This window comes from Alteribacter salitolerans (assembly GCF_016901055.1).
Lineage (GTDB): Bacteria > Bacillota > Bacilli > Bacillales > Salisediminibacteriaceae > Alteribacter > Alteribacter keqinensis.
The window spans coordinates 518,699-543,699 of sequence record NZ_JAFEUX010000001.1 but is presented as its reverse complement, the minus strand read 5'-3'; the positions used below and the strand labels follow the sequence as shown (position 1 = coordinate 543,699).

Genomic DNA, 25,001 nt, shown 5'->3' with positions numbered 1-25,001 from the left:
ATGAACATTGCACTCATTGCACACGATAATAAAAAGCAGGAAATGGTTCAATTTACTGTTGCCTTTGAACCTGTTTTGAAAAAACATGATCTTTACTCTACAGGTACAACAGGTAAACGGATCATGGAGGAAACATCTCTTTCTATTCACCGGTTTCAGAGCGGTCCTTTAGGCGGTGATCAGCAGATCGGGGCTATGATCGCAAAAAACGAAATGGATCTTATCCTCTTTTTTAAAGATCCGCTGACAGCCCAGCCTCATGAACCTGATGTAACAGCTTTGATCAGATTGTGTGATGTTTATAAAATTCCCCTTGCAACCAATATGGCAACAGGAGAAGTTCTTATTAAAGGTCTTGAACGGGGGGATTTTAAGTGGCGTTCGATTGTCCACGGGAAGGAGGGAAAGGCTGGTGAATAACAAACTGGACATTCTTGCCATCGGGGCCCACCCCGACGACGTGGAAATTGGAATGGGGGGAACCCTTGCTCTTCATGCAGCGAAAGGATATAAAACCGGAATCGTGAATCTGACGAAAGCAGACCTTTCTTCAAACGGCACGGTAGAAAAAAGGCAGGAAGAATCAGATGAAGCAGCCAGACGACTGTCTGTTACAAAAGTTGTTCAGCTCGATTTTCCTGACAGAGGCCTGATGAACTGCCGCAGGGAAGTAATTGAAAAACTGTCAGAGGTAATAAGAGAATACCGGCCGAAGCTTGTCTTTGCCCCGAACATTACAGACAGACATCCCGATCATACCCACACCGGTGAACTTGTAAAGGAAGCCGTGTTTAACGCCGGCATATACAAATACAACCAGCACCTTGGAGAAGCTCATAAAGCAGAATCTCTTTATTTTTACCAGATAAACGGCTTTATGGAACCGGATGTTGTAGTCGATGTCTCCGATTACATAGAAGATAAAATACAGGCGCTTAAAGCCTTTGGAAGCCAGTTTAATACCACAGATAAAACAGTGGCAACCCCCCTGACAGATCATTACCTGGAGAGAGTAAGGGCGAGAGAACAGGTAATGGGTCAGCTGACCGGCGTAAGGTACGGTGAAGGCTTTAAAACGAGCGGTCCTTTGGGGATGACAGATTTAGTGAAAGAGGAACAATCATGACGAAACGAAAAATAGGAATCACCTGCTACCCGACAGTAGGCGGTTCGGGAGTGGTGGCTACGGAACTTGGTAAAAGTCTCGCCGAACGAGGGCATGAGGTTCATTTCATCACATCAAGTCTCCCTTTCCGGCTTGAGAATGTTAATGCTAATATCTATTTTCATGAAGTTGAAGTGAACCAGTATTCTGTTTTCAGGTATCCCCCCTATGATCTGGCCCTGGCAAGTAAAATGGCAGAGGTGGCGAAACGTGAAAAACTTGATATTCTTCATGTTCACTATGCCGTCCCCCATGCCATCAGCGCCCATCTGGCAAAAGAAATGACAGGCAATCACTTAAAAGTTGTGACTACCCTTCACGGAACAGATATCACTGTACTCGGCTACGACCCGTCCCTTACAGATATGATCCGGTTTGGAATTGAACGGTCGGACACGGTAACAGCTGTTTCGAATGATCTTGCACGGCAGACACATGAACTGCTGGGAACCAAAAAACAAATCGAAACGGTTTATAACTTTATCGATCAGAGAGTCTATTATCCGAAAGACAGCAGGGCTCTCAGGGAGGAGTACGGTATCTCTCCTGAAGAAAAAATCCTGGTGCATGTTTCAAACTTCAGAAAAGTCAAGCGTGTACCTGATGTAGTGAAAAGTTTCAGGCTTATCAGAGATAAGCTGAAGGCCAAGCTTATTTTAATCGGTGACGGCCCTGAACACCGAGTGGTGAACGAACTGGTCCGGGAACTGGGGCTTGAGAAAGAAGTCTTGTTTCTCGGTAATCAAAAGCGGATCGCGGACCTTCTTTCCATGAGCGACCTTAAATTACTTCTGAGTGAAAAGGAAAGCTTCGGACTTGTTCTTTTGGAGGCAATGGCCTGCGGGCTGCCTGTGATCGGAACAAACATCGGCGGCATCCCTGAAGTTATTAACGACAAGGAGTCGGGATTTATCTGTGATCTGGGGGATATTGAGCAGATTGCCCGTAAAGCGGTAGAAATTCTTTCAGATGACAATCTTCACGCATCAATGAGTAAAGAAGCGAAACGGCGTGCAGAAGAGATATTTCACCAGGACCTGATCGTTGCCCAATATGAAGAAATCTACGAACGAACCATTAAAGGGGAGTAGGGCTGTGAAAGTAATATCACCATGGGAAGCTGCAAACCACGTAATGGATAAACTGCGCGCCAGCGGCTTCCAGGCTTATGCCTGCGGGGGAGCGGTTAGAGATAAAATAATGAACCTTGATATCAGGGATGTTGATGTGGCAACGAATGCTCTTCCTGAAGAGGTTTTAAGACTGTTTCCCGCAAGCATCGATGTAGGAGTGGAGCACGGAACGGTGGTTGTTCCGGTAAAAGGTGATGCCGTCGAGGTGACAGCGTTCCGGGGAAAGACGATAGAAGAAGACCTCAGTATGAGGGACTTCACGATCAATGCCATGGCCATGACTCGGGAAGGTGAAATTATCGATCCATTTAATGGCCGCGATGATATTGAAAATGGTATCATCCGCGGAGTCCGGGATCCGGAAGCACGTTTTAAGGAAGATCCCCTGAGAATGGTGAGGGGGTATCGATTTGCTTTTGCATACAGCTTTACTATTGAGTCAAATACCGCTCATGCCATAGGTTTACATGCATCTCTTGTAAAAAAATCAGCCGTCGAACGCATCGGCCAAGAGCTTGAGAAAATGCTTCCGTTGTCAAAGGAAAGTCTGATCGCACTTATGGAGTCTCCTATTGCAGGCGGGCTTGCTCCGTTACTGTACTCACGGCAAAAGTGGTTACGCCTTCTATCCTGCTACAACCATCCTTTTACTGTTGATGAGGTGCCGCTTTGCTGGTACATCCTCTCTGACGATAATCTTACAGAAACCCTTAACCGTTACAGGCGGAGCAACCTGTTAAAAAAACAGGCAGGTATCATTGAGCGTGTTACTTCGGAAATCGTAACGGCCGGCTGGTCCAACCAGACGCTCTACCAGGCGGGGGAAGAATGGATATATTCCTGCGAAAAAATCAGGGCTCTTTTTTTGAATAAAGAACCTGAGTTTTCAACTGTCAAAAAGAAATTTGAACAGCTTCCGATTAAAAAGAAATCCGATATGGCTGTCAACGGGAAAATGCTGATGGAAGAATTCCAGGTCAGTGAAGGAAAATGGATTGGAAATACGTTAAAAAAAGTGGAATATGCGATTGTGACGAAAAAAACAGAGAATACGAAAACTGCGGTTTTTGAGTATATACGAAAGGAACTAACCGGATGAAGTCAAGCCTTCTGCAAATGCTAAGAACGAAAGAAAATGAATTTATTTCAGGTGAAAAACTGAGTGAAAAGCTTGGCTGCTCAAGAACGGCTGTCTGGAAACATATCGATGCCCTAAGAAAAGAGGGCTACAATGTTGAGGCGGCACCGAAGAAAGGGTACCGTCTTTCTGATGAGCCGGATACCTTATCAAAACATCAGCTTGAATCAAGACTGAAAGATGAGACATTTATTACAGCCGTCCATCACTATCCATCGATCCATTCCACCCAGGAAACGGCCCACCAGCTGGCCAGTGAAAATGCACCGGAAGGAACCCTTATTCTTGCAGATGAACAGACGAAAGGAAAAGGGAGACTCGGAAGACAGTGGCATTCACCGCCGGAAACAGGAGTATGGATGAGCCTGATTTTAAGACCGGATATCGAAGTGAAACGTGCTCCCCAGCTTACTCTCCTGACTGCGGTAGCAGTTGTCCGGGGCATCAAAAATGCTGTCGGCCTTGACCCTGAAATCAAATGGCCGAATGATGTACTCTTTGAAGGGAAAAAAGTAGCGGGAATTCTCACAGAGATGCAGGCAGAGCCTGATAAGGTTCATGCCATCATTGTCGGACTCGGTCTGAACGTCAATCAGTCCCAATTCCCTGCTCCTCTGGACACGATTGCAACTTCCCTGAGAATTGAGAGTGGAAAATCTGTAAACAGAACCGATGTTCTTTCATCCATCCTTATTGAATGGGACTGGCTTTACCGCACCTTTTTAAAAGAGGGATTTGCAGCTGTTAAGCCCTTATGGGAAGCTCATGCTCTCACGATGGGAAAAAGAATTACAGCAAGAACACCAAAAGAAACGCTCACGGGTATTGCAACAGGAATTGACGACTCGGGAGTCCTTCTTCTTCGCCAGGACGACGGGACCCTCAGACATATCTATTCTGCAGATATTGAATGTTAAAAAGATTCACATCTTCATGCTGATTTTTGCTATACTCAAAGTGGACAGTATCCGGATGGAACTGTACCTGTGTAAATGAGTTTTAAAAATGTTTTCGGAAGTATTGTTTTCTTTAAAGAAGAACGATGAAGCCGAAGTGCCCGAGACTCCTGTGGCATTGAGGGCAAGGCAAGAACCCGCAGGGCATAGCCCGAGGAGGCTTGGCAGCCCCGCCACGGAAAGAGAAAGACGCGCAGGCTTCAACCACATTCTCAGTAATGAAGAGAATAATCTCCACCATTCTATCCGAAAACATCTAAAAAAAGAATCTGCCACGATCCATTACGGACGGGGACAGAAGGAACGTTCATAACATCCGGACACCGATGTGCCCGGTTTATTAAAGCTGACCTTCTGCCTTTTTGGAGAAGGTCATTTTATGTTTATGAGCACGTCCTTCTTAATGAGCTTTGCTGCTGCAAAGCCCGGATTAAAAGGAGGAGAACCATGAAAAATTCAGCCTTGTTTAAGCAGATGAAACAAGAGGGAGAAAAAATATCCATGATCACTGCCTATGACGCCCCGGGAGGGCGGCACGCACAGGACGCGGGTATGGACGTTATTTTAGTCGGTGACAGTGCCGGGATGGTCGTACACGGTTACAACTCTACGATACCGGTCACGGTCGATGATATTGTTCTTCATACAAAAGCAGTAAAACGGGGGGCACCGGACACTTTTACAGTAGCGGATATGCCTTTTCTAAGCTATCACGGATCAATAGACAAGACTGTTCAAAATGCAGGAAGACTCATGCAGGAAGCCGGTGCAGAAGCTGTTAAGGTTGAAGGAAGAGGCACTGTTCTTGATGTGACTAAAACCCTTACCGAGGCAGGTGTCCCTGTAGTTGCCCACCTTGGTCTTACTCCCCAGACAGTGGGAGTGCTCGGGGGGTATAAAGTGCAGGGGAAAGATGCTGAATCAGCCGCGGAGCTTATTGATGATGCCAAAAAAGCACAGGAAGCGGGGGCTATAATGCTCGTCCTTGAATGTGTTCCTCATCAGGTAGCACAAATGGTCACAAAAAGCCTGACCATTCCTGTAATCGGCATTGGAGCAGGACGGCATACAGACGGACAGGTCCTCGTATGGCACGATCTGCTCGGGTTTACCGAGTCCCGTGTCCCTAAGTTTGTAAAACAATATGTGAAGTTGTCCGGCCCGATCCAAAAAGCACTGAAGGAGTATAACCGGGATGTAAAAACCGGCCGCTTTCCTGAAGAGGAGCATACGTTCTCAATGGATGAAACGGAAATAAAGGAGCTTTATGGAAACGGCGGTCTTAAAATATGATCGTCGTAAGAACGGTAAACGAACTCAGGGAACATCATCAGAAAGCCAGGGGGATGGCAACGGGTTTTGTACCGACGATGGGATACTTACACAAAGGTCATCAGGCCTTGATAAAACAAGCATCCACAGAGTGTGACTTCGTTGTATCGAGTATTTTTGTCAATCCGCTCCAATTTGGTGAAGGGGAAGACTACAGCACCTACCCCCGGAACGAACAACGTGACATTGAGCTGGCAAATGAAGCGGGCGCGGACCTTTTGTTTATCCCGAATGTAAATGAAATGTATAAAGAACCGATGTCTTCTTTAATAACTGTAAAAAAGGGAGCTGATTCCCTTTGCGGAAAGAGCCGTCCGGGCCATTTCGACGGCGTGCTCACCGTGGTTATGAAATTATTCTGGATGGTTATGCCAAACAAAGCCTATTTCGGGATAAAGGATGCCCAGCAGGTGGCCCTTCTTGAAACAATGGTAAAAGATTATCACATCCCGGTAGACATTATCAGAGTACCGACGGTCCGGGAAGAAGACGGCCTTGCCAAAAGTTCCAGAAACGTTAACCTGACACAAGAAGAACGACTCAAAGCATCTCATATACACGGTGCTTTGAATAAAGCAGTGAAACATGCCCGTTCTTTTACCAATGCTCCGGCAGAGGTTGTATCAGAATGTGTCCGTGAGATAAATGAATTGACTTCCGGTGAGGTGGACTATGTAGAACTGAGGTCATTTCCGTCACTGGAGAAAATTCAGTCACTGGACGATATGAAAAACACCCGAGAAGTGATTATTGCCTGTGCAGTCAGGTTTTCAAAAGCAAGACTGATTGATAACCTTATCTTTACTACGAATGATCTGGAGGAAAAGAAATGAGACAGCTGATGAGTGCAAAATTACACCGGGCCAGAGTTACTGAAGCCAACCTGAATTATGTGGGGAGTATTACAATTGATGAAGCATTGATGGAAGCCGTCGACATCCTGCCTAATGAACGGGTTCAGGTAGTCAATAATAATAACGGTGCCCGCCTTGAAACGTATGTGATCCCCGGTAAAAGAGGAAGTAAAACCATCTGTTTAAACGGCGCTGCAGCACGTCTGGTCCAGCCGGATGATAAAGTGATTATTATCGCCTATCAGTGGATGAACGAAGAAAAAGCACAAAACCATGTACCGAAAGTTGCCGTGTTAAACGATGATAATGACATTGTAGATATGATGCAGACAGAACCAGCTTCTACCTGTCTTCCATAAGTATAAGCCCCCCTTTATTATAGGAACACTTACGTTAAGGAGACCGATTGGTCAGGTTCTATAACAAAGGGGGTTTTTTTAATGAATACAGGATGGGAAGAAAAGTGTCTCTGGCTGGCAGAACATTTTCACCAGCTTTCAAAAGAGCAGCAGCACACGATCATTTATGACCTGGAACAGGATCATGCCGAGCTTTTGAATTTATGGACGGTTCAGGATGAATTGTTATCATCTTTAAAGGATGTCCTCAAATGTGACCATCCCCTTTCTTTTACAAATGCAACCGAACCTTCTGAAGGGATCGGATATTACCAGCTTGAGATGTACAATAAAGCCACTGAAAAGCTTGCAGAAGAAGTGGCAGCAGGGTGTCAGAAAACCCGTCTACTTTTATATCTTGGATTTGCATCCATTTATGAAGATAAGGATCAGCAGGCGAAAGACGCCTTTCTCACCGTGTTCCAGCAGACCAATGACCTCGTAGAGAAGCATTTTTCCCTTTGCGGCCTTGGGCTTTTGGAGGGGAGAAAGGAAAATATTGAAGAAGCTATTCCCTATTTTGAAAAAGCTCTTACAGTTACGAATAACGATGATGTAGTATATAATCTAGGTACCTGTTATTACTGGCTTGGGAAATTTGATGTAGCAGCCCAGCTTTTTAGAACGCTGGCAGAAACGACAACTGACCCAGAAGCATACTACTGGCTCGGGAAATCCTGCCTTGAACAAAACGATATCCACTCGGCTTATGAAGCGTGGTACAGAGCGCTGGAAGAAAGAATCGACTTTGATGTAGTCATGTCTGTTGCCTGTGAATTTGAAGAGCGGGGTGAATTTGTCTGTGCCCTGCACTGTTATCAGCGCCTGATTGAATCTGGCTGCAACAATGAAGCAGTTCTTCACGGTACAGCATGGAATTTGGGTCTTTTGGACAGAAGAGACGAATCCCGGCATTTGTTTAAAGAACTTACTGCCAAAAATCCTGATAATGTTAATGTATGGATATCCTACTTATGGCTTCTTACGAAATGGGGCTTCATAGAAGAACAGGAAAGTGTGGCAGCCTTTTTGGAAAGAAAAAATGTTACGCACCCCCTTCTGGAGAAAATTGTATACTCGAAAAATAAATGATTATCTTACGAGGCTGATAAGCGTGTCAGGGTAAAACCTGTCCGGTCAGCCTTTTACAGGTTTAATGGAAACGGGAGTCTGGAGGAAGCAGGAATGGAACGCTTTGTTGTATTGGATGTAGAAACCACAGGTGTATCATATAAAAGGGGGGACCGGATTATACAGCTTGCCTTTGTTGTTATGGAAGGGGCGGCAGTAATTGAGAGGTATATGAGCTATGTGAACCCGGGAAAACCGATCCCTTCATTTATCCAGTCACTTACAAATATAGATGATGAGATGGTAAGGGAGGCACCGGATTTCAGTGAAATTGCACCGGATCTTCTCAAAAATCTGGACGGAGCATTTTTTGTCGCCCATAACGTTAATTTTGACTTAACATTCGTTAATGATGAACTTGAAGCATGCGGCTATGAGCCTTTTAGGGGACCGGTTCTCGATACAGTTGAACTTTCAAGGCTTTTGTACCCTACAGCAGACGGCTTTAAGCTTACTCAGCTGAGTGAAGAATTTGATTTAGCCCATACCACCCCTCACAGAGCTGACAGCGATGCAGAAGCAACGGCGATGCTCCTTACTGAACTTTTGAATAAATTTGAAAGCCTTCCTCTGATCACACTTCAGCAGATTAAAAAGATATCTCTGTCTTTCAGAAGTGATGTAAAACCGTTGTTAAATCATTGGATCAGTAATAAAGAGCGGACAATTAATCATAGTGAACCGGACATTGATGTATACAGAGGCATCGCTCTTTCCAATAGAAGGTTTCAGGAGGATGCAGTCACCCGGGAGAAGAGAGAAGCTTCTTTTGATCAAGTCCGCAAGGTTATGATGAACGAAGAAAAAATGTCCGGAACAATGGAAGACTATGAAGACCGTCCCGGACAGGTAAAAATGATGAATGCCATCTATGAAGCGTTTACCACGAGGCAGCATGGTCTGATCGAAGCAGGAACAGGTACAGGAAAGAGCCTTGCATATTTGCTGCCGGCTGCCTGCTATGCGATTGAGTCCGGTAAACCTGTGGTTGTGGCCACTTATACCGTTCAGCTTCAGGAGCAGCTGCTGAAGAAAGATGTGCCGGTCCTGAATAATATTATGCCCTGTCCCGTGAGTGCTGCCCTAATCAAAGGAAGAGACCACTACATAAGCTTGCAGAAGTTTGAAGCAATACTTGCAGAAGACCCTTATGAAAACCCTGACCGTAACCTCACAAAAGGACAGATACTTGTCTGGCTTACAGAAACCATTACCGGTGATGTGGAGGAGCTCAACCTCAGTTCTTCAGGGAAGCGGTTTTGGAATGAAATAAGTGCAGGAAGGGAAGATGAAGGTTCACATGCCTGGTATCCTTATTGCTTTTATCATCACGCAAGAAACAAAGCGAGGAAAGCGGACCTGATTATTACCAATCATGCTCTGATCCTTTCAGATCTTCAGGAAGACAGGGGTATCCTTCCTTCATACAGGCAGCTCATTATTGATGAAGGCCATCACTTTGAGCAGGCCGCTTCAAATCAGCTCGGAAGCCGTCTCGACTATGTTTCGTTTTCACAGCTTTTTAACGAAGCCGGCTCTGTGGACGGTGGAGGGATTTTGTCTAATATTTCACGTACCTTATTTGATGAAAAAGTATCCGAAGTATTAAAAGAAACGGAGCTTACAGTAAAGGAAGCAAAAGCAGAAATCAGTGAACTTTTTCTTTTTCTTCACGGCTGGGCGTTTAAACAGAAAAAAAAGCAAAACGAAAGAGGCAGAATAACCGTAACATTCGATTCTGAATCTGATTCATTTTCCGGGATCAAGGAGGCAGCAGCACGGTCTGTTTATATATGTGAAAACACGTTGAAAGTGCTCATGAAACTTGCAGGAATGCTGGAGAGCAAAAAAGAAAATGAAGAGCTGTCCGAGAAGAAGAACCGGTCATTTAAAGTGACCTTTCAATCACTCGGTACAATTATTGACCGTCTCTATGAAGCAAAAGATACGTTATCCGAACTCCTCCTTGAATGCGAGGAAAATACAGTTTACTGGATGGAAGCCGAAACGAGAGGGCCGAGGCAGACAGTTATCCTTGAGGCACGGCCGGTTGATGTAAGTGCGCTGCTGGCAGATGATCTCTTCACCAGAAAAGACAGTGTCGTTCTCACATCTGCAACGCTTACCGTTAACAATAAGTTTGATTATGTTATGAAAAATCTCGGTCTGGATGATTTTCCGGTTATAAGCATGGTTATCGAATCTCCTTTCATTTGGAAAGACCAGGCCAGACTTATGATTCCAAACGATGTCCCTTTATTAAATAAGGTTGATGAAAGAACGTATATTGAAACGATTGTCCTTCATCTCTACAGACTTTCCCAGGTCACTCAGGGGAAAATGCTCGTCCTGTTTACTTCCTACGATATGCTGAAGAAAAGTCACGAACTGTTAAAAGATATTCTGGACGATGATTTCATGCTCGTTTCCCAGGGGATTAATGGAGGAAGCCGGACAAAGCTTACAAAGAGTTTTCAGCAGTTTGATAAAGCAATTATGCTTGGAACAAGCAGCTTCTGGGAAGGTGTCGACATCCCGGGAGAAGACCTGACTTTACTGGTCATGGCACGGCTCCCATTTACTTCACCGGACGAGCCGATTTATAAAGCAAAGGCAGAAAAACTCGACGAAAGGGGAAAGTCCTCCTTTATGTCACTTGCCATACCTCAGGCTGTTATCAGGTTTAAGCAGGGGTTTGGAAGGTTAATCCGAAAGAAATCGGACAGAGGTGCAGTCATTGTCCTTGACAGACGCTTGAACACAACCAGGTACGGCAAACTCTTCGTGAAGTCCCTTCCTGATGTTGAAATAGTAGAGGGTTCAATCGACGAGTTGGAAGAAGATCTGAAAAAATGGTTATAATGAAGCAGAGTGCTTAATTTTACAGGTTATTGCACAGGATGCGCGGAATTCCCAGGGATAAAATAGTGTTTGAGTTACACCGGGGACCGTCCCGGAATATTCGAGAACAAAAGCATTCATCTTCCCCAAGTTCACACAGAAGGGCCGGACTCTTTATGAAACAAGTGTTTACTCTTATTTTTTTTACATGGTTAGTCTTTTTTGCCCCGTTTATGGTTTCTGCCGAAGAAGAAATAGACGTAGAGCTGAACCTTCGCTCCGGAGAGTCAGCCTATACTTTTTTTGATCTTACGCATGGGGAAGCCACGTTAATAGAAAATGCAAAAGGTGAAAAAACATTGATCGACACCGGGCACAGGCTCAGTCAGGATGAACTTTTTGAAAGACTGGGGATGTATCATGTATCCGATATTGACCGGATTATCATTACAAATAAACAGGCTGAATATACAGGGAACCTCCAGGAAGTAATTGATCGTTATGATGTTAAAGAAGTGAGTATTCCAAAAGCCATGTCTGAAGATCTTGCACCCATTCTGTTCGCTTCTGACATTACTGTAGATCCCTTTGAGACAAAAGACGATCTTTATGTAATGGAAGGTGTAATGGCCCATGTGCTGTTTGTGGAAACACGTCCGGGGATTCATGAAGGAGCTTCAGTTTTGTTATTTGACAATACAGATAAGAAACTGTTGTTTATGAGCGTGGCCGATTATCAGGTGGAAACGTTCATTACTGAAAATTACAATATTAAATCCACGGTTTTAAAAGTTGCGGAATTTGCAAGTGAAAGAGGAACGAGCCAAAAGCTGCTGGATGAAGCAGATCCTCAGGTGGCTGTTATTTTTCAAAATGATGACGAATTACCAAGCCCGGTTGTATTGGAAAGGCTGCAGGGAACATGGATTGAAATTTTTCAAACGTCCCGTACGGGAACCGTGTCCATCAAATGGAATGACGAGGATTATGAGATTTTTACAATCAGACCGGCTGAGAAAGAGCAGCTCGAACAAATGGCTGACCGCCTGAAAGGTTTTTTTGGATTCAAAGCACAATAAAGGAGCGGATAGCCGTGGGGAAAAAGATTATAAAAGACGGCTGGTTCTTAACAATGGATGAGGGTCAGCCCGTTAAATATGGTTACATGGTAATTAACGAAGGTAAAATTGAAGGTATTTATGAAGAGGAAGTAAAGGAAGAAGCCGGTGAGGTTATTGATGCAAAGGGGAAGTTGATCATTCCGGGATTTGTAAATACTCATGGTCATACCGGCAGTACCCTCCTCAGAGGTGCAGGTGACGACCTTCCTCTGAACACCTGGCTGAAAGAGGTTATGTGGCCGATGGAGCAGCGTTTTACAAAGGAAACGACAAAGGCTGCAACATCATTGGCAATAGGTGAAATGCTGAAAAGCGGTACAACAACCTTTCTCGATATGTACCACCTTCATATGGATCAGACAGCAGAATTGATCCTTGAAAGCGGGATGAACGGGGTATTATGCAGAGGAATGATCGGACTTTGTTCAAAAGAGGAACAGGCAGAAAAGCTGAAAGAATCAGTGGAGCTTTATAAGACCTGGCATAACAGCGGTGACGGAAAGATTAAAGTCATGCTTGCGCCCCACGCTCCCTATACGTGCCCTCCGGATTTTATGGAGATGATCATTGAAAAGGCACATGAGCATGGGATTGCTCTACATACTCATTTGTCTGAAACAAGAAAAGAGGTAGAGGAACATATCGGGACTTACGGTAAACATCCGGCAGAGCATTTGAGTGAGCTTGGTTTCTTTGAAGGTCATGCTCTGATCGCTCACGGTGTACATTTATCAGATGCTGAACTTTCCCTGCTCGCCCGCAAAGGAACATATATTTCCCATAACCCTAAAAGTAACTTAAAGCTTGGCTCCGGTGTGGCAGACCTGAAAAAAATGAAGGAGAAAAACATACGGGTTTGTCTGGGGACGGATTCCTCAGCAAGCAACAATACTCTGGATATGTTTGAAGAGATGCGGTTTGCAAGTCTTATACATAAGGGTGTAAATGAAGACCCTACCGCTGTAAGCGCCCGTGATATCCTTTTTATGGCTGCACAAAACGGCGGAAAAGCCCTTCAGTATGAAAAGAAGGGCCGGTTAAAAAAAGGGTATGATGCGGACTTCAGTATTGTGGAACCGGGAGGAATGCACACCCTGCCCGACCCAGAAGAACGGATTGTATCTCATCTTGTCTATGCTCATAAGGGAAGTGATGTAACAGACGTATTCGCTAACGGGAAACAGCTCGTAAAAAATAAAGAACTTCTTACAATGGATGAAGAAAAAATCAGGTTTAATGCCCGGGAAGCACTTGCGAAATTAAGAAGGTGATATGTAAAAGCAAGACAAATTACCTGCTTGGTGGGATGCAGGCAATTTTCCTTGGTACAGGTCAGGGTCATTATTGGTTTTCACACTCTTCAGGGAACTTTGTCTGTCTGAAACTGATACTTAATGTGTTAAAATGGTGAGGGCGGGCATGGGACCGAAGGGAGATGTTTTCTTTTTCATTTTCATACCATTCGGCAGTTGTCAGAAGCCTTCCCTCCTCATGACTTCCATTCACGCTCATTCCCCCTTTTGTTGAGCGGTAGTTATATTATCACCTTCAAAGGGATCGATATGAGAGTTAATATTTCTTTAGGCAGGGAATACAACACCATGAAAACCAATTGAATTTACGAATGAATTGTACATAAAGGAGGAGAACAATTGGAAAAGAGTCAAATTGACAAACTCGCTACGGTGAAGGTTTCTAAAAGCGATGATTTATATAAGGTTGTCGATTCATTAAACAGGACGTTAAAAGAGCGTGACCTTATGTTCGGCCTTGCTTTGGATGAAGAAGACCGTGAAAAAATGGTATTTACAATTTATGAGACATAAAGCAGGTGTTAACAATTGAAACGGTGGATAATAGGGACCGCTATTTTTCTTTTATCAACAGCCGCTGTGACCATGATCTGGCTGTATAATAATATTCAGTCAGCCCAGCATGAGCGGTTTGGTGACTCCATAGCCTATGCCATGGACGAAGGACTTATTTCAGACTATGGTAACGTCCATTATTATAATGGCAGAACGGCTTACCATGTTATTGAAGGGACCAGCCCGGATGGCGACGCTGTTTATGTATGGGTCGAAACCATTCCTGAAAGCACTGAAAATTACAGCAGTGTTTTTGATGAAGAGGATTCAGAATCCGAAGAAAACCCGGCGTCTGAGCCGAGGACCTTCAGCCGAAAACAGGATGAAGGGATTTCCGCAGGAAAAGCCAGACAGATTGCAGAAGCAAACCTGGAAATGGAAAAGTTTAAACAGGTTCGTCTCGGGATGATCGGCCAGACCCCGGTATATGAGATCGTGTATGTTGATACAGATGACCGTTATTCTTTTTACTATATCAGCTTTGAAGACGGCGACTATATCCGGCACTATCAGTTAAGGAGATCAGCATAAAAGCAGCTTTTTTATAAACAGAGAGGAGCAATAATCATGGAATTATCACCACGTGTAGCATCCATCACACCTTCAAGCACTCTTGCCATCACGGCAAAAGCGAAGGCGTTAAAAGCAGAAGGTCACGATGTTATCGGACTGGGAGCAGGAGAACCGGATTTTAATACGCCAGGTTACATTATTGAAGCCGCAAGCAGATCCATGGAGGAAGGCCATACGAAATATACACCGGCCGGGGGGATGGACGCGTTAAAAAAAGCCATTTCAGCTAAATTCCTAAAAGACCAGAAGCTGACTTACGATACAAGTGAAATCATTGTTACCAGCGGCGCAAAGCATGCCCTTGCCCTTTTGTTCCAGACGATTCTTCAAGAAGGTGAGGAAGTTATTATCCCGGCTCCCTACTGGGTGAGCTATCCTGAGCAGGTAAAAATCGCAGGCGGCAAACCGGTTATTGCAGAGGCAGAAGAAAGTAATGACTTTAAACTCACTCCCGATCGGCTGAAAGCATTGATTACAGATAAAACAAAAGCGTTCGTACTGAATTCACCAAGCAACCCTACCGGCGTGATGTACTCTGAAGATGAGTTAAAAGCGCTCGGTGAAATCTGCGTGGAAAAAGATGTGCTGATCGTAAGTGATGAGATTTATGAGAAGCTTATTTACGGGAATGCTTCTCATACTTCCATTGCCCAGGTATCCGGGGATCTTAAAGGTCAGACGGTAATCATTAACGGAGTTAGTAAATCACATTCCATGACAGGCTGGCGCATCGGCTATGCGGCAGGTAACAAAAACATTATTAAAGCCATGAGCAACCTGGCAAGCCATACAACCTCCAATCCAGCTGTAATGGCCCAGTACGGTGCAGTCGCAGCGTACGAAAAAGACGACGGCTCCGTTGAGCAGATGAGGCAGGCATTTGAAGAAAGACTTGATAAGGTTTATGAAAAATTAACAAGCATCAAAGGCTTTACATGTGTCAAACCACAAGGTGCGTTTTATTTGTTTCCAAACGTAAAACAGGCTGTTGAACAATCGGGGTATAAAACAACCGACGAGTGGGTTAAAGGACTTCTCGAGAAGGAAAAAGTCGCTGTAGTCCCGGGCTCAGGCTTTGGAGCTCCGGATAACATCCGGCTTTCCTATGCGACAAGTCTGGACCAGTTTGAAGAAGCACTTGACCGCATCAGAAGCTTCGTGGAAAAAGGCTGATACCGACAGTCTAAACAGGGCCAGTGATCATAGCCGTCAAGTTAAGTTTCCTTGACGGCTTTTTTTGGTTTCCTTCATTTTTTCTATTTATCCATTTTCCAAAGTACCCTTATTTTCCAGCAGCTTATTTTGAAAAGCGATACAGCCGGAATGTTAGCAGACTCCTGGGGGAGGTGGGCTGGGAGAGACCCGAACAGGAGGCTTACGAACCGCCCGCGGAAAGTGCAATGAGCGCAAATCAACAGCGTTTAACAGCCTGAAAAATATAAATATATGAGGCCGTTCCTAGAGAAGGCCAGGGATGGAGACCGTTCCCTTTATTTCGGGCTTTGTTCCTTTATATTAGGTTGCGTATCAAGCAATAACAGAGGTATAATGATACACGTAATGAAATCGATTATTAAGAGTTTTTACATAGTTGGAGGTAACAAATGAAAACGACCATTTCACAAATTGGAAAACATGTAGGCGAAACGGTAACGATCGGTTCCTGGCTTGCCAATAAACGATCAAGCGGAAAGATTGCTTTTTTACAGCTGCGCGACGGAACGGGCTTTATCCAGGGTGTAGTTGTAAAAGCTGAAGTAGGGGAAGAGGTTTTTGCCAAAGCCAAAGAAATGACCCAGGAAAGCTCCCTTTTCGTCACAGGGGTGGTAAGAGAAGATGACCGTGCTCCTTCAGGATTTGAGTTAACCGTTACGGGACTTGAGCTGATCAGTGACTCAAAAGAGTATCCGATCACACCTAAAGAACACGGTACCGAGTTTTTGATGGATCACAGACACTTGTGGCTCCGTTCAAAGCGCCAGCATGCCATTATGCGCGTAAGAAATGAAATTATCAGGGCGACATACGAATTTTTTCATAAAGAAGGTTTCGTAAAAGTTGATCCGCCGATCTTAACTGGAAGCTCTGCTGAAGGAACAACAAACCTGTTCCATACGAAATACTTTGATGAAGATGCATACCTTTCCCAAAGCGGTCAGCTTTACATGGAAGCCGCAGCCATGGCGCTCGGAAAAGTGTTTTCATTCGGTCCGACATTCCGTGCTGAAAAGTCAAAAACAAGACGTCATCTTATTGAATTCTGGATGATCGAGCCTGAAATGGCGTTTATGGATCACGAGGAAAGCCTGGAAGTTCAGGAGAATTACGTTTCCTATGTGGTGCAGTCCGTACTTGAAAACTGCAAGCTTGAACTTAAAGCCCTTGATCGGGATGTAAGCAAGCTTGAAAATGTAAAGGCACCATTCCCGAGGATATCGTACGATGATGCCATTGCCTTCCTTAAAGAAGAGGGTCATGAAATTGAATGGGGAGAAGACTTCGGTGCTCCCCATGAAACAGCCATTGCAGAAAAGTACGATAAACCTGTGTTTATTACCAATTATCCTGCATCCATTAAAGCGTTCTATATGAAACCGGATCCGGAACGTGAAGAGGTTGTCCTTTGTGCCGATTTAATTGCGCCGGAAGGGTACGGTGAAATTATCGGGGGAAGCCAGCGTATTGACGACGAGGCTCTACTTCAGGAGCGTTACAAAGAGCATAACCTTAGTGATGATGCCTATAAGTGGTATATGGACTTAAGAACCTACGGATCTGTACCTCATTCAGGATTCGGCCTTGGTCTCGAGCGGACTGTCGGCTGGATTTGCGGTACTGAGCACGTAAGAGAGACGATTCCATTCCCAAGATTGTTAAACAGACTTTATCCGTAAGCCACAAAAAAAGCCCTGTACATTCGGGGCTTTTTTATTTCGAGAGGAAATACTAAAAAGGGAGGTGGACACCTTGACTACGGAATTATATCTTAAGCTTTTAAAAGCAGAGCCGGTTCAGTTTCCAGCTATGCTTCTTGAATATTATGCAAAGCTCTCCATTACGGAACAGGAAGTGATGCTTATAATTCACGTGAAGAAATTTGCCCAGGAAGGGGATACGTTTCCGACTCCCACGGCACTCAGTGAACGAATGACGCTGGACGCTTCAGAAACGGCCCATATTCTCCGTGAACTGATAAGAAAAGGAAACATCGAGATTCATGAAACCCGTGATCAGAACGGAAGGCTTATGGAATACTACTCCCTTGATCCACTGTACGAAAAAATCTGTAAAAAGATCGAGGAAGAACAATTTTTCAAAAAGGAAGAACCGGGCGAGGATGAGGGAAGGATTTTCAGGAGGTTTGAAGAAGAGTTTTCCCGCCCCCTTTCCCCTATGGAACTTGAAATGATATCCATGTGGCTTGATGAGGACCGCCATCAGCCTGTGTTAATAGAAGCGGCACTCAGGGAATCCGTTGTGTCCGGCAAGCTGAACTTCCGATACATTGATAGGATCTTGTTTGAGTGGAAGAAAAACGGTGTCAGGACAGTGAAGGAAGCCAGGGAATACGGTGAAAAGGTCAGAGGCAAGCGTACACAGAAAACCACTGTTTCGGATCATTCTTCCCGTGATAAAGAGAAAAGGACATACCCTTCTTTTAACTGGCTTGACAGTGACTGAGCAAAGGGGGAAATGAATCGATGCTGACAAAAAGGCAAATTGAACATGTACAAAAAACAATAGGCAAAATGTTTCCGGATGCAGAATGTGAACTCACTCACTCCAACCCTTTTGAACTGACGATTGCCGTTTTACTATCTGCACAGGCAACTGATGCCCTCGTAAACAAAGTTACGCCCGGTCTGTTTGAAAAGTATAAGGAGCCGGAAGACTTTATCCAAGTCCCTCTCGAAGAACTTGAAAATGATATCCGGAGGATCGGACTGTTCCGAAGTAAGGCGAAGAACATTAAAAAGCTTTGCCAGTCCCTCCTTGAAAATTATAACGGAGAAATCCCCCGGGAGAGAGATGAACTGGTCAAGCTTGCAGGGGTAGGGAGAAAGACGGCAAATGTCGTGGCCTCAGTCGCCTTCGGTGAGCCGGCGATAGCCGTTGACACCCATGTTGAAAGAGTAAGTAAGCGTCTTGGTATATGCAGATGGAAAGACAGTGTACTGGAAGTAGAAAAAACACTGATGAGAAAAATCCCCATTGATGAGTGGTCCGTTTCCCATCACCGCTTTATTTTCTTCGGACGGTATCATTGTAAAGCCCAGTCCCCAAACTGCCCGGAATGTCCCCTTTTGGAACTGTGCCGGGAAGGGAAAAAAAGAATGAAAAAAAGGGGATAGAAGAGTGACGGCAGAAAATACTCCGCCAAAAATGAAAAGGACTCCCTTTTACGAGGGCAGCAGTTCCAAAGAAGCTGCCTTGTTCCATGAAGATATTACCCGAGACCTGCAGCCGTGGACTGCTCCGAAAGATTCAGTCACAAAGATACTGAAGGAGTGGAAAGAAACTGGGGAGCCTCTTATAAGAGAAGCGTTTAAAAAGCGGGATAAAGAAAAAGCCAGACCGCTAATGGTTAATTATACAGCCCGTTATATACAGGCAATGATCTGGGCAAAAGGGGAACCGGTGACTGAACTTATTCATATTGAAAGAGACATAGGTAACCTTCAGTATGCCCCGGTAAACATAGAAGAGAGACTTTCCTTTGTTATCAATACTCCTGCTCATCACCATGCTTTTATAACTCTCTCTCAGTTGTTTGATGAATCAAAAAAGAAATGGGCTGTCTACTTTTTGAAAAGTGGCAAATAAACATAAAAAAAGGTGCCTCCGTATGGGGCACCTTTTTTAATACTTTACTGATCTGGATCCTGCTCAGTGTCATCAGTATCATCGTTATCATCAGGAGGGCTTTCTTCTTCCTCACTCTCATCATTTTCTTCTTCGCTGTCATCCTCATCCTCATCCTCATCATCAGGAGGACCGTTCCCCTGACCGGGTCCGTTCCCTTGTCCCGGACCGTTCCCCTGACCAGGACCGTCTCCGTCTTCGGAACCGTTGTCCTCATCAGAACCGTCATCATCAGGAGGACCATTACCTTCGCCGGGACCTTCTTCATCTTCATCTTCATTTCCTTCTTCGATTTCATCTTCGTCTTCAAAGATTTCATCTGGAATGTCTTCTTCAATTTCCTCTTCTTCCTCAGGTATGGTTACTTCTACTGTACCCGGTTCACTGCGGAGGTCTTCATCCTCATCAGAAATGGCAGTTACCCGGATGGAATAGGTTTCACCGTATTGAGGGTTGTTGAGAATATATTGTGTGTCATCTGTAATCGCCATTGTCTCGTAATCGCCATCAGGACCACGGACTTCCAGTTCGAAGCTGAAGTCACCAGGAACATCGGTGTCAAAGCTCCAACTTGTATAAATCGCATGTTCCTCTTCATTATATTCAGCACTTACACTTGGAACCGGCAGGTCATCAGCGTCTACTTCATACTCTTCAGAGACGCTGGATGGTTCAGTTCCTTTTACGAAGTACTCATTGATAATTTGGTCTTCCGGAGTAAAGTCACTCGGAAGAAGTCCGGTATCACGTTCGATTGCGACTCTTACAACTGAATCAGGCTGATTAAAGTCCGGGGTTTCTTCACCCTCATGAACGTGCTGCATCACTTCACGGAAGAGCTGGCGTGCAATGAGGTTGGACCCGTTATCCTGTCTGATCACGCCCTCAGAAGGGGAGTTGTAGCCCGTCCAGACAGAAGCTGTATATCTCGTAGTGTATCCTGCAAACCAGGAATCCCTTACTGCTCCTACATTTTCAGGAATAGAGTGTGTCTGTCTGTCTTCCTCAGTAAAGTTGGTTGATCCGGTTTTTCCGGCAACAGGAAGTCCGGAAATGGCCGCCTGCTGCCCTGTACCGTTCTGAACAACTGATTTAAGCATGTCTGAGATCATAAACGCCGTGTAGTCTTCCATTGCCTTTTCAGGTTCAGGTGCAAGATTGATGGTACGGCCGTTGGCAAATTCCACACGCTGAACGGTATGAGGACGGTTGTATTCTCCTTCATTTCCGAAAGCAGCATACGCACCTGCAAGCTGGAGAGAGGAGATTCCCTCACTGAACCCTCCAAGGGCATAAGTTTCACCCATCGTGTCCAGTGGAATACCGAGTGATTCACCAAACGCCTTTGCTTTTGAATCGCCCACTTCGTGGAATGCTTTCAACGCCGGTACGTTTAATGACTGCGCTAAAGCATACCGCATGGATACATCGCCTGAGTACCCGCGTCCTGCGTTCCGGATGGTCTGGTCAATAGTTTTGTATTTATATTCCTCATCACGGATCTGGTGGTACGTAGACCATTTCAGGTGCTCGATGGCCGGTCCGTAATCAAGAATAGGTTTAATTGTTGATCCGGGCTGTCTTTTTGGCTGTGTTGCCCAGTTAAATGTCCGCATTTCCTGCGTCTGCTGTCTGATACCGCCAAGAGCGGTAATCTGTCCGGTCTGAGTGTCCATCAGTGTCAGTCCGGCTTTCATTTCTTCATCAGGCCAGTTGATGTAGTCGTTTGACTGCATAACCGTTTCAACATGTTCCTGTGCGCCTGTATCAAGGTTCGTGTAAATCTTCATTCCCGAAGAGTAAATATCATTCATCTCAATACCGTCTATGTTTTCCACTTCAGAAAGGACACGGTCAAGGTATGCCTGATACGGATATGGATCGCGCTCGCTCTGCTGGAGCTGGTCTTCAACCGGAGTGTTCCTGGCTTCTTCTGCTTCTTCGGCAGTAATTTTACCGTAACGCTCCATCTGGTTAATGACGACGTTACGACGCTGTTCAGCAAGCTCCGGGTTATTAAACGGGTTGTATGCATTAGGACGCTGTGGAATACCAGCAAGAAGAGCGGCGTCTGCAACTGAAAGATCGTCTAATTCTTTGCTGAAGTAGTAATCCGCAGCTTCCACGATACCGTACCGGCCTCCGGACAGGTAAATAACATTAAGGTACATTTCAAGAATCTGATCTTTTGTATATTTTTGTTCCATGCGGACAGCCAGATACTGTTCCTGAACTTTTCGTGTCAGGCGTTTGTCAAAATCAAGATACAGGTTTTTTACGACCTGCTGTGTAATGGTACTTGCCCCTTCAGCCCCGAAGCCGCTTCTTACATTGGCTACGACAGCTCCTCCGAGACGGCGCATATCAATACCAAAGTGATCGTAGAAACGAACGTCTTCAATGGAGATAATGGCATCTTTCATTCTATCGGGTACATCATCGATGTCTGCCATCCGTCTGTTCTCGGAACCGGAAAGGGTGGTTACCAGTTCGCCGTCTATATCGTAAATTTCAGGGTTGTTACTCATCATAAGTCTTTCTTCATCAAGTGGAGGGGCGCCGGCAATCATCGCTACTGCTGTGATGGCACCTGCTGTTACCATAATGATAAAAATGATCATTAATGCGGTGAGGATTTTCTTGAAGCGTGATTTCCCTCCGCCTCCGGATCCGCCTTTTTTTGTTTTATTTGGCTTTGATGTTTGCTGCATCGCTTTTTTACGTTCCTGTCTGGAGCGATATTCTTCTGACATCTTTCATCTTCCTTTCATGAACCTGTGATCAGCTTATCCACAATTTTTAAGTAATCAATTCTCGGATGAAACCCAAGAGGGATAAGGTAACCGAAATGTTCTATGTCTTTCTTTTTCATGGATTTGCGGGTATGGTCCCGTTCCTCATAAAACCTGATAAGGTGAGTTGCCTCCAGTAAAAAAACTTCATCAGTATAAGAAAATCGTAAAATTGCAAAGGCGATTCCACCTTGATCGAGAACCCGTTTCATGTGCTCAACCTGGTGGTCGTGAAAGTTTTTAAACGGAAATGACAATTTGTTTTTTGTTTCTTTTGCTTCAAAATCGATGTGCCTTCCTTTATAAACCCCATTGTAATCTGTGGTTGAAGGTTTCTGGAAGTATGCCTCTGTCACTACGGCTGCACTGCGTGACGGGTAATGCACGTTTACAATCTGAAGCGGAGTCGGTTTTTTATGAATGACTGCAACCTGGTGGGCAAGATAATATTCGTTTGTTTCGTTAATATCCTCCTCAAGGGTCATTCCACGGTTACTGAAGCGGGCATCTTTATTGACGCTCTTCTTCGTCATTTCGTTTCGTTTCGGCTCAAATTTTCTGCCGTCAGGGTAGCGGAATGCCACGGTAATCCCCCTCCATTCAACACTTAAGTTCTCCAGCCATCACTATATATTACCATAGTTAAAACGGGAAACCATAGTCTTTGTGACTATTTTTGCGGCCATTAAACCATATTAAGAAGGGTGATGGCACATGCTTGAACAATCTGATCAAAAGATAATCAGAATGATTGAAAAGGAAACAGAAAAAGGGAATCTGGATAATATTTCACGTACCGAATTTTATCAAAAATATTATATTAGAAACCCGGAAATAAAATGGGCATACCTTGCAAGCTTCGTTTCAAGAAATGCAGGGTGGGCGATGACTGATCTTAAGAGCAGACCGTTCGCCGTTCTTCTTGACGAAAAATTAAGGAACGACCTGTTTATGACTTATGAGAGAGCCAATTGGCTGATCTTCAGCGATGCCTTTCCGCAACTTCTCATTTATCAATGGTCAAAGCGACAGGGAAAGCCTTATTTTCATTTATTGCCAAAATTCGGTGTAAGCAACTGGATTTCAGAAAAATGGCTGGAATTTTGGCAAAAAAAAGATGAAGAGAGGCTGATGATTGCTTTAATCGTTAACGAACAGCATTTGATTCAAAGGCCTGTCCTGGATCAGACCTTTTACAAAAAACAGGTGTTTAACTCAGCAGCATTCAAATGGCAGGACCGGCTTCACTTTAGTACCGTGTTGTTCCCTGATAAGAAAGGAAGACTGACCGGTTCGTCCGTTTCTGATTTTACAAAAACGGACAAACGCATTGAACTGGGGAAAAAACTGGCGTGGATTTTGTTTCATTCAGACCAAAAAGAAGAGATGGCCGATTTTCATCAATCAATTCCTCACACTGGTTCCAGGAAGGATTACCAGCGTTTTCTGAAAAGACGTTATCCTAAAACACCGATGGTAAGGTCCAGCTATCCGGTCATAACCCACCACAGGGATTTTAAGTTCGACTGGTCAATACACTTATTGAAAAATCCTGACCGTTACCTTAAACAGCTTAAACCTGTGAAGCGTTTCAACCTTACGGAATGGTACGAAGAGAAACTTCATCAAATGGAGGTCGCTGTCAGGATTGAGGAATTTTATAAATCCACAATGAAGCAAAAAGGAGACTCTTACCGGTAATCTGCCGGGAGTCTCCTTTTTCATGGTTTAGGCTCATAAACTTTTAGTTATGTGCATTACTTTTTCGTAAATCTTTTCACGTCCAGCTTCAGCGCCTGCGAGCTTGAGGTCATTTTATTCCATTTAATTAAGCCAAAAAGCGGCTTAAATTTGATGGCCTCCTTCAAATGCTTGTACTAAAGCATAAGGGCAACTAAAGCTTTCGCCGTCATGGCGAAAACCAAGTTTTCTTTATCGCTCGTGACCAAGGCGCTTGCGCATTTGTTCTTAAGTACTTGGCTGGTCGGGGCCTTCTGTTTTCTTATCACCAAAGCCTGTTTTAGACTGCTGGGCCTGGCGGTTTTTTGCCTGCTGTTTTTCCTGTGCAGGGTTTTGGGACTGTTTTTTCTGTGGCATCTCTTTCACTCCCTTCAAATAATTTCACAGTTAGTTTTGCATTCCTGAGTCGAAATCATGTGCCTCTTACACAAACATACACTTTCTTTGGCGAAAGCAAACTAGTTTTGTCAGGCATGAAGGAAGTCAAAAGGTGAAGGGAGAAAGGTATGAGCAAATGAAAGCGAGGGGGAGAAAAAATGGTTACAGCTTTCAAAACTAAAACAGTGGCGGATGAGCTTGGTGTTAACCCGACAACGGTGCAGCGGTGGATAAAGTTCTTTAAACTTGATTGTGAAGTCAATGATCTCGGGCACTATGTTCTTACAGAGGATACAGTAAAAACGCTCAAGTCTATTCACCATCAGTTAAGTGAAGGAAAAAGATTAAAAGATGTGACGGTTGAAGGCATCAGCCATAAGAAAGAAGAAACAGATTCATCTGGGATCGTCTCAAGCCAGATCTTTAATGATCGTTTCGGTCAGATTCTTGTTCATGTGGATCAGCTTGAGAAAAAGCTTTCGGAAAAGGCAGACGAGGTCGTTGAATATCAGATGCTTCAGCACAGACAGGAGATCGATGACCTTTCGGAAATGTTAAGGACAGTTGATCGGAGACTGAAGTCCTTGGAGGACAACCTTTCTGAGAAAGAGAAACAGGTCGTATATATGAATAAAGGGAAAAAGAATAATAAACCACCTAGAAAGAGAATGCTGGCAAACATTTTCTCTTTTATGGTTAAATAGCGATTTGCCTTTTC

Annotated in this window: 25 protein-coding genes; 21 read left to right on the top strand and 4 right to left on the bottom strand. The window is 44.5% G+C overall.

What is annotated here, in order from left to right; translation table 11 throughout:
* From mgsA to JSY36_RS02500, 12 genes are all read left to right on the top strand, one after another.
* Positions 1 to 420 (top strand): methylglyoxal synthase, encoded by a 420-nt coding sequence (gene mgsA, locus JSY36_RS02555; protein WP_122896688.1) that lies wholly within the window; start codon positions 1 to 3, stop codon positions 418 to 420.
* A complete protein-coding gene (bshB1, locus tag JSY36_RS02550; RefSeq protein WP_205165104.1) occupies positions 413 to 1,126 on the top strand; it encodes a bacillithiol biosynthesis deacetylase BshB1 in 714 nt (237 codons plus the stop codon). Before mgsA ends, bshB1 begins: the two co-directional genes overlap by 8 nt.
* Entirely contained in the window at positions 1,123 to 2,256 is a 1,134-nt protein-coding gene (gene bshA, locus JSY36_RS02545; RefSeq protein ID WP_205165103.1) for an N-acetyl-alpha-D-glucosaminyl L-malate synthase BshA, read from the top strand. Before bshB1 ends, bshA begins: the two co-directional genes overlap by 4 nt.
* 4 nt (positions 2,257 to 2,260) lie before the next feature.
* Entirely contained in the window at positions 2,261 to 3,397 is a 1,137-nt protein-coding gene (locus tag JSY36_RS02540; RefSeq protein WP_205165102.1) for a CCA tRNA nucleotidyltransferase, read from the top strand.
* The gene (locus tag JSY36_RS02535; protein ID WP_205165101.1) at positions 3,394 to 4,353 is read left to right on the top strand and encodes a biotin--[acetyl-CoA-carboxylase] ligase; all 960 of its coding nucleotides are present in this window, start codon (positions 3,394 to 3,396) and stop codon (positions 4,351 to 4,353) included. The genes JSY36_RS02540 and JSY36_RS02535 overlap by 4 nt, the downstream gene beginning before the upstream one ends.
* Positions 4,354 to 4,839: 486 nt before the next feature.
* Positions 4,840 to 5,685 carry a 3-methyl-2-oxobutanoate hydroxymethyltransferase gene (panB, locus tag JSY36_RS02530; protein ID WP_205165100.1) on the top strand — a complete coding sequence of 282 codons (846 nt, stop codon included), beginning with the start codon at positions 4,840 to 4,842 and terminating at the stop codon, positions 5,683 to 5,685.
* Positions 5,682 to 6,557, top strand: coding sequence for a pantoate--beta-alanine ligase (gene panC / locus JSY36_RS02525; RefSeq protein ID WP_205165099.1), 876 nt, complete (start codon positions 5,682 to 5,684; stop codon positions 6,555 to 6,557). Before panB ends, panC begins: the two co-directional genes overlap by 4 nt.
* Positions 6,554 to 6,937 (top strand): aspartate 1-decarboxylase, encoded by a 384-nt coding sequence (panD, locus tag JSY36_RS02520; protein ID WP_122896695.1) that lies wholly within the window; start codon positions 6,554 to 6,556, stop codon positions 6,935 to 6,937. Before panC ends, panD begins: the two co-directional genes overlap by 4 nt.
* Before the next feature lie 81 nt (positions 6,938 to 7,018).
* The gene (locus tag JSY36_RS02515) at positions 7,019 to 8,068 is read left to right on the top strand and encodes a tetratricopeptide repeat protein (RefSeq protein ID WP_205165098.1); all 1,050 of its coding nucleotides are present in this window, start codon (positions 7,019 to 7,021) and stop codon (positions 8,066 to 8,068) included.
* Between the two features lie 93 nt (positions 8,069 to 8,161).
* Positions 8,162 to 10,969, top strand: a complete 2,808-nt coding sequence (gene dinG, locus JSY36_RS02510) for an ATP-dependent DNA helicase DinG (protein WP_205165097.1) — start codon at positions 8,162 to 8,164, stop codon at positions 10,967 to 10,969.
* A gap of 155 nt (positions 10,970 to 11,124) precedes the next feature.
* Positions 11,125 to 12,027 carry a ComEC/Rec2 family competence protein gene (locus tag JSY36_RS02505; RefSeq protein ID WP_205165096.1) on the top strand — a complete coding sequence of 301 codons (903 nt, stop codon included), beginning with the start codon at positions 11,125 to 11,127 and terminating at the stop codon, positions 12,025 to 12,027.
* A gap of 14 nt (positions 12,028 to 12,041) precedes the next feature.
* On the top strand, positions 12,042 to 13,340 hold the full coding sequence (locus tag JSY36_RS02500; RefSeq protein WP_336511426.1) for an amidohydrolase: 1,299 nt from the start codon (positions 12,042 to 12,044) through the stop codon (positions 13,338 to 13,340).
* A gap of 70 nt (positions 13,341 to 13,410) precedes the next feature.
* On the opposite strand, the gene JSY36_RS02495 is transcribed toward JSY36_RS02500, so the two are convergent.
* Positions 13,411 to 13,575, bottom strand: coding sequence for a hypothetical protein (locus tag JSY36_RS02495; RefSeq protein WP_183163701.1), 165 nt, complete (start codon positions 13,573 to 13,575; stop codon positions 13,411 to 13,413).
* Between the two features lie 146 nt (positions 13,576 to 13,721).
* On the opposite strand from JSY36_RS02495, the gene JSY36_RS02490 reads away from it, so the two are divergent.
* The 7 genes from JSY36_RS02490 to JSY36_RS02460 all read left to right on the top strand — a co-directional run bounded on the left by JSY36_RS02490 (position 13,722) and on the right by JSY36_RS02460 (position 19,334).
* Positions 13,722 to 13,895 (top strand): YpmA family protein, encoded by a 174-nt coding sequence (locus tag JSY36_RS02490; RefSeq protein WP_122896699.1) that lies wholly within the window; start codon positions 13,722 to 13,724, stop codon positions 13,893 to 13,895.
* A 15-nt stretch (positions 13,896 to 13,910) separates the two neighbouring features.
* On the top strand, positions 13,911 to 14,468 hold the full coding sequence (locus JSY36_RS02485; protein WP_205165095.1) for a cell wall elongation regulator TseB-like domain-containing protein: 558 nt from the start codon (positions 13,911 to 13,913) through the stop codon (positions 14,466 to 14,468).
* A 36-nt stretch (positions 14,469 to 14,504) separates the two neighbouring features.
* Positions 14,505 to 15,683 carry a pyridoxal phosphate-dependent aminotransferase gene (locus JSY36_RS02480; RefSeq protein ID WP_205165094.1) on the top strand — a complete coding sequence of 393 codons (1,179 nt, stop codon included), beginning with the start codon at positions 14,505 to 14,507 and terminating at the stop codon, positions 15,681 to 15,683.
* Between the two features lie 431 nt (positions 15,684 to 16,114).
* The gene (gene asnS, locus JSY36_RS02475) at positions 16,115 to 17,404 is read left to right on the top strand and encodes an asparagine--tRNA ligase (protein ID WP_122896703.1); all 1,290 of its coding nucleotides are present in this window, start codon (positions 16,115 to 16,117) and stop codon (positions 17,402 to 17,404) included.
* Between the two features lie 73 nt (positions 17,405 to 17,477).
* Entirely contained in the window at positions 17,478 to 18,191 is a 714-nt protein-coding gene (locus JSY36_RS02470; RefSeq protein ID WP_205165093.1) for a DnaD domain-containing protein, read from the top strand.
* 20 nt (positions 18,192 to 18,211) lie between these two features.
* Positions 18,212 to 18,862, top strand: coding sequence for an endonuclease III (nth, locus tag JSY36_RS02465; RefSeq protein WP_122896704.1), 651 nt, complete (start codon positions 18,212 to 18,214; stop codon positions 18,860 to 18,862).
* Between the two features lie 4 nt (positions 18,863 to 18,866).
* Positions 18,867 to 19,334 (top strand): YpoC family protein, encoded by a 468-nt coding sequence (locus JSY36_RS02460; protein WP_205165092.1) that lies wholly within the window; start codon positions 18,867 to 18,869, stop codon positions 19,332 to 19,334.
* A 44-nt stretch (positions 19,335 to 19,378) separates the two neighbouring features.
* Here JSY36_RS02460 and JSY36_RS02455 read toward each other — a convergent pair whose 3' ends face one another.
* On the bottom strand, positions 19,379 to 22,126 hold the full coding sequence (locus JSY36_RS02455; RefSeq protein WP_205165091.1) for a transglycosylase domain-containing protein: 2,748 nt from the start codon (positions 22,124 to 22,126) through the stop codon (positions 19,379 to 19,381).
* Positions 22,127 to 22,140: 14 nt separating this feature from the next.
* Complete coding sequence (gene recU, locus JSY36_RS02450; protein WP_122896707.1) at positions 22,141 to 22,749, bottom strand: Holliday junction resolvase RecU; 609 nt, start codon at positions 22,747 to 22,749, stop codon at positions 22,141 to 22,143.
* A 130-nt stretch (positions 22,750 to 22,879) separates the two neighbouring features.
* Between recU and JSY36_RS02445 the strand changes: the two genes are divergently transcribed.
* Positions 22,880 to 23,866, top strand: coding sequence for a DUF2515 family protein (locus JSY36_RS02445; RefSeq protein WP_122896708.1), 987 nt, complete (start codon positions 22,880 to 22,882; stop codon positions 23,864 to 23,866).
* Between the two features lie 267 nt (positions 23,867 to 24,133).
* Here JSY36_RS02445 and JSY36_RS20590 read toward each other — a convergent pair whose 3' ends face one another.
* Complete coding sequence (locus JSY36_RS20590) at positions 24,134 to 24,262, bottom strand: hypothetical protein (RefSeq protein WP_272873234.1); 129 nt, start codon at positions 24,260 to 24,262, stop codon at positions 24,134 to 24,136.
* A 179-nt stretch (positions 24,263 to 24,441) separates the two neighbouring features.
* Here JSY36_RS20590 and racA point away from each other — a divergent pair, with 179 nt between their 5' ends.
* Positions 24,442 to 24,987, top strand: coding sequence for a chromosome-anchoring protein RacA (gene racA / locus JSY36_RS02440; RefSeq protein ID WP_122896709.1), 546 nt, complete (start codon positions 24,442 to 24,444; stop codon positions 24,985 to 24,987).
* Positions 24,988 to 25,001 lie beyond the last annotated feature (14 nt).

What these genes read in the sequence shown, in the direction of transcription:
- JSY36_RS02455 (WP_205165091.1), bottom strand. Translation starts at nt 22,126, where the DNA reads ATGTCAGAAGAATATCGCTCCAGACAGGAACGTAAAAAAGCGATGCAG.
- JSY36_RS02505 (WP_205165096.1), top strand. Translation starts at nt 11,125, where the DNA reads ATGAAACAAGTGTTTACTCTTATTTTTTTTACATGGTTAGTCTTTTTT.
- asnS (WP_122896703.1), top strand. Translation starts at nt 16,115, where the DNA reads ATGAAAACGACCATTTCACAAATTGGAAAACATGTAGGCGAAACGGTA.
- JSY36_RS20590 (WP_272873234.1), bottom strand. Translation starts at nt 24,262, where the DNA reads ATGCCACAGAAAAAACAGTCCCAAAACCCTGCACAGGAAAAACAGCAG.
- panB (WP_205165100.1), top strand. Translation starts at nt 4,840, where the DNA reads ATGAAAAATTCAGCCTTGTTTAAGCAGATGAAACAAGAGGGAGAAAAA.
- JSY36_RS02445 (WP_122896708.1), top strand. Translation starts at nt 22,880, where the DNA reads ATGCTTGAACAATCTGATCAAAAGATAATCAGAATGATTGAAAAGGAA.
- JSY36_RS02535 (WP_205165101.1), top strand. Translation starts at nt 3,394, where the DNA reads ATGAAGTCAAGCCTTCTGCAAATGCTAAGAACGAAAGAAAATGAATTT.
- panC (WP_205165099.1), top strand. Translation starts at nt 5,682, where the DNA reads ATGATCGTCGTAAGAACGGTAAACGAACTCAGGGAACATCATCAGAAA.
- JSY36_RS02480 (WP_205165094.1), top strand. Translation starts at nt 14,505, where the DNA reads ATGGAATTATCACCACGTGTAGCATCCATCACACCTTCAAGCACTCTT.
- mgsA (WP_122896688.1), top strand. Translation starts at nt 1, where the DNA reads ATGAACATTGCACTCATTGCACACGATAATAAAAAGCAGGAAATGGTT.
- dinG (WP_205165097.1), top strand. Translation starts at nt 8,162, where the DNA reads ATGGAACGCTTTGTTGTATTGGATGTAGAAACCACAGGTGTATCATAT.
- panD (WP_122896695.1), top strand. Translation starts at nt 6,554, where the DNA reads ATGAGACAGCTGATGAGTGCAAAATTACACCGGGCCAGAGTTACTGAA.
- JSY36_RS02515 (WP_205165098.1), top strand. Translation starts at nt 7,019, where the DNA reads ATGAATACAGGATGGGAAGAAAAGTGTCTCTGGCTGGCAGAACATTTT.
- bshA (WP_205165103.1), top strand. Translation starts at nt 1,123, where the DNA reads ATGACGAAACGAAAAATAGGAATCACCTGCTACCCGACAGTAGGCGGT.
- racA (WP_122896709.1), top strand. Translation starts at nt 24,442, where the DNA reads ATGGTTACAGCTTTCAAAACTAAAACAGTGGCGGATGAGCTTGGTGTT.
- nth (WP_122896704.1), top strand. Translation starts at nt 18,212, where the DNA reads ATGCTGACAAAAAGGCAAATTGAACATGTACAAAAAACAATAGGCAAA.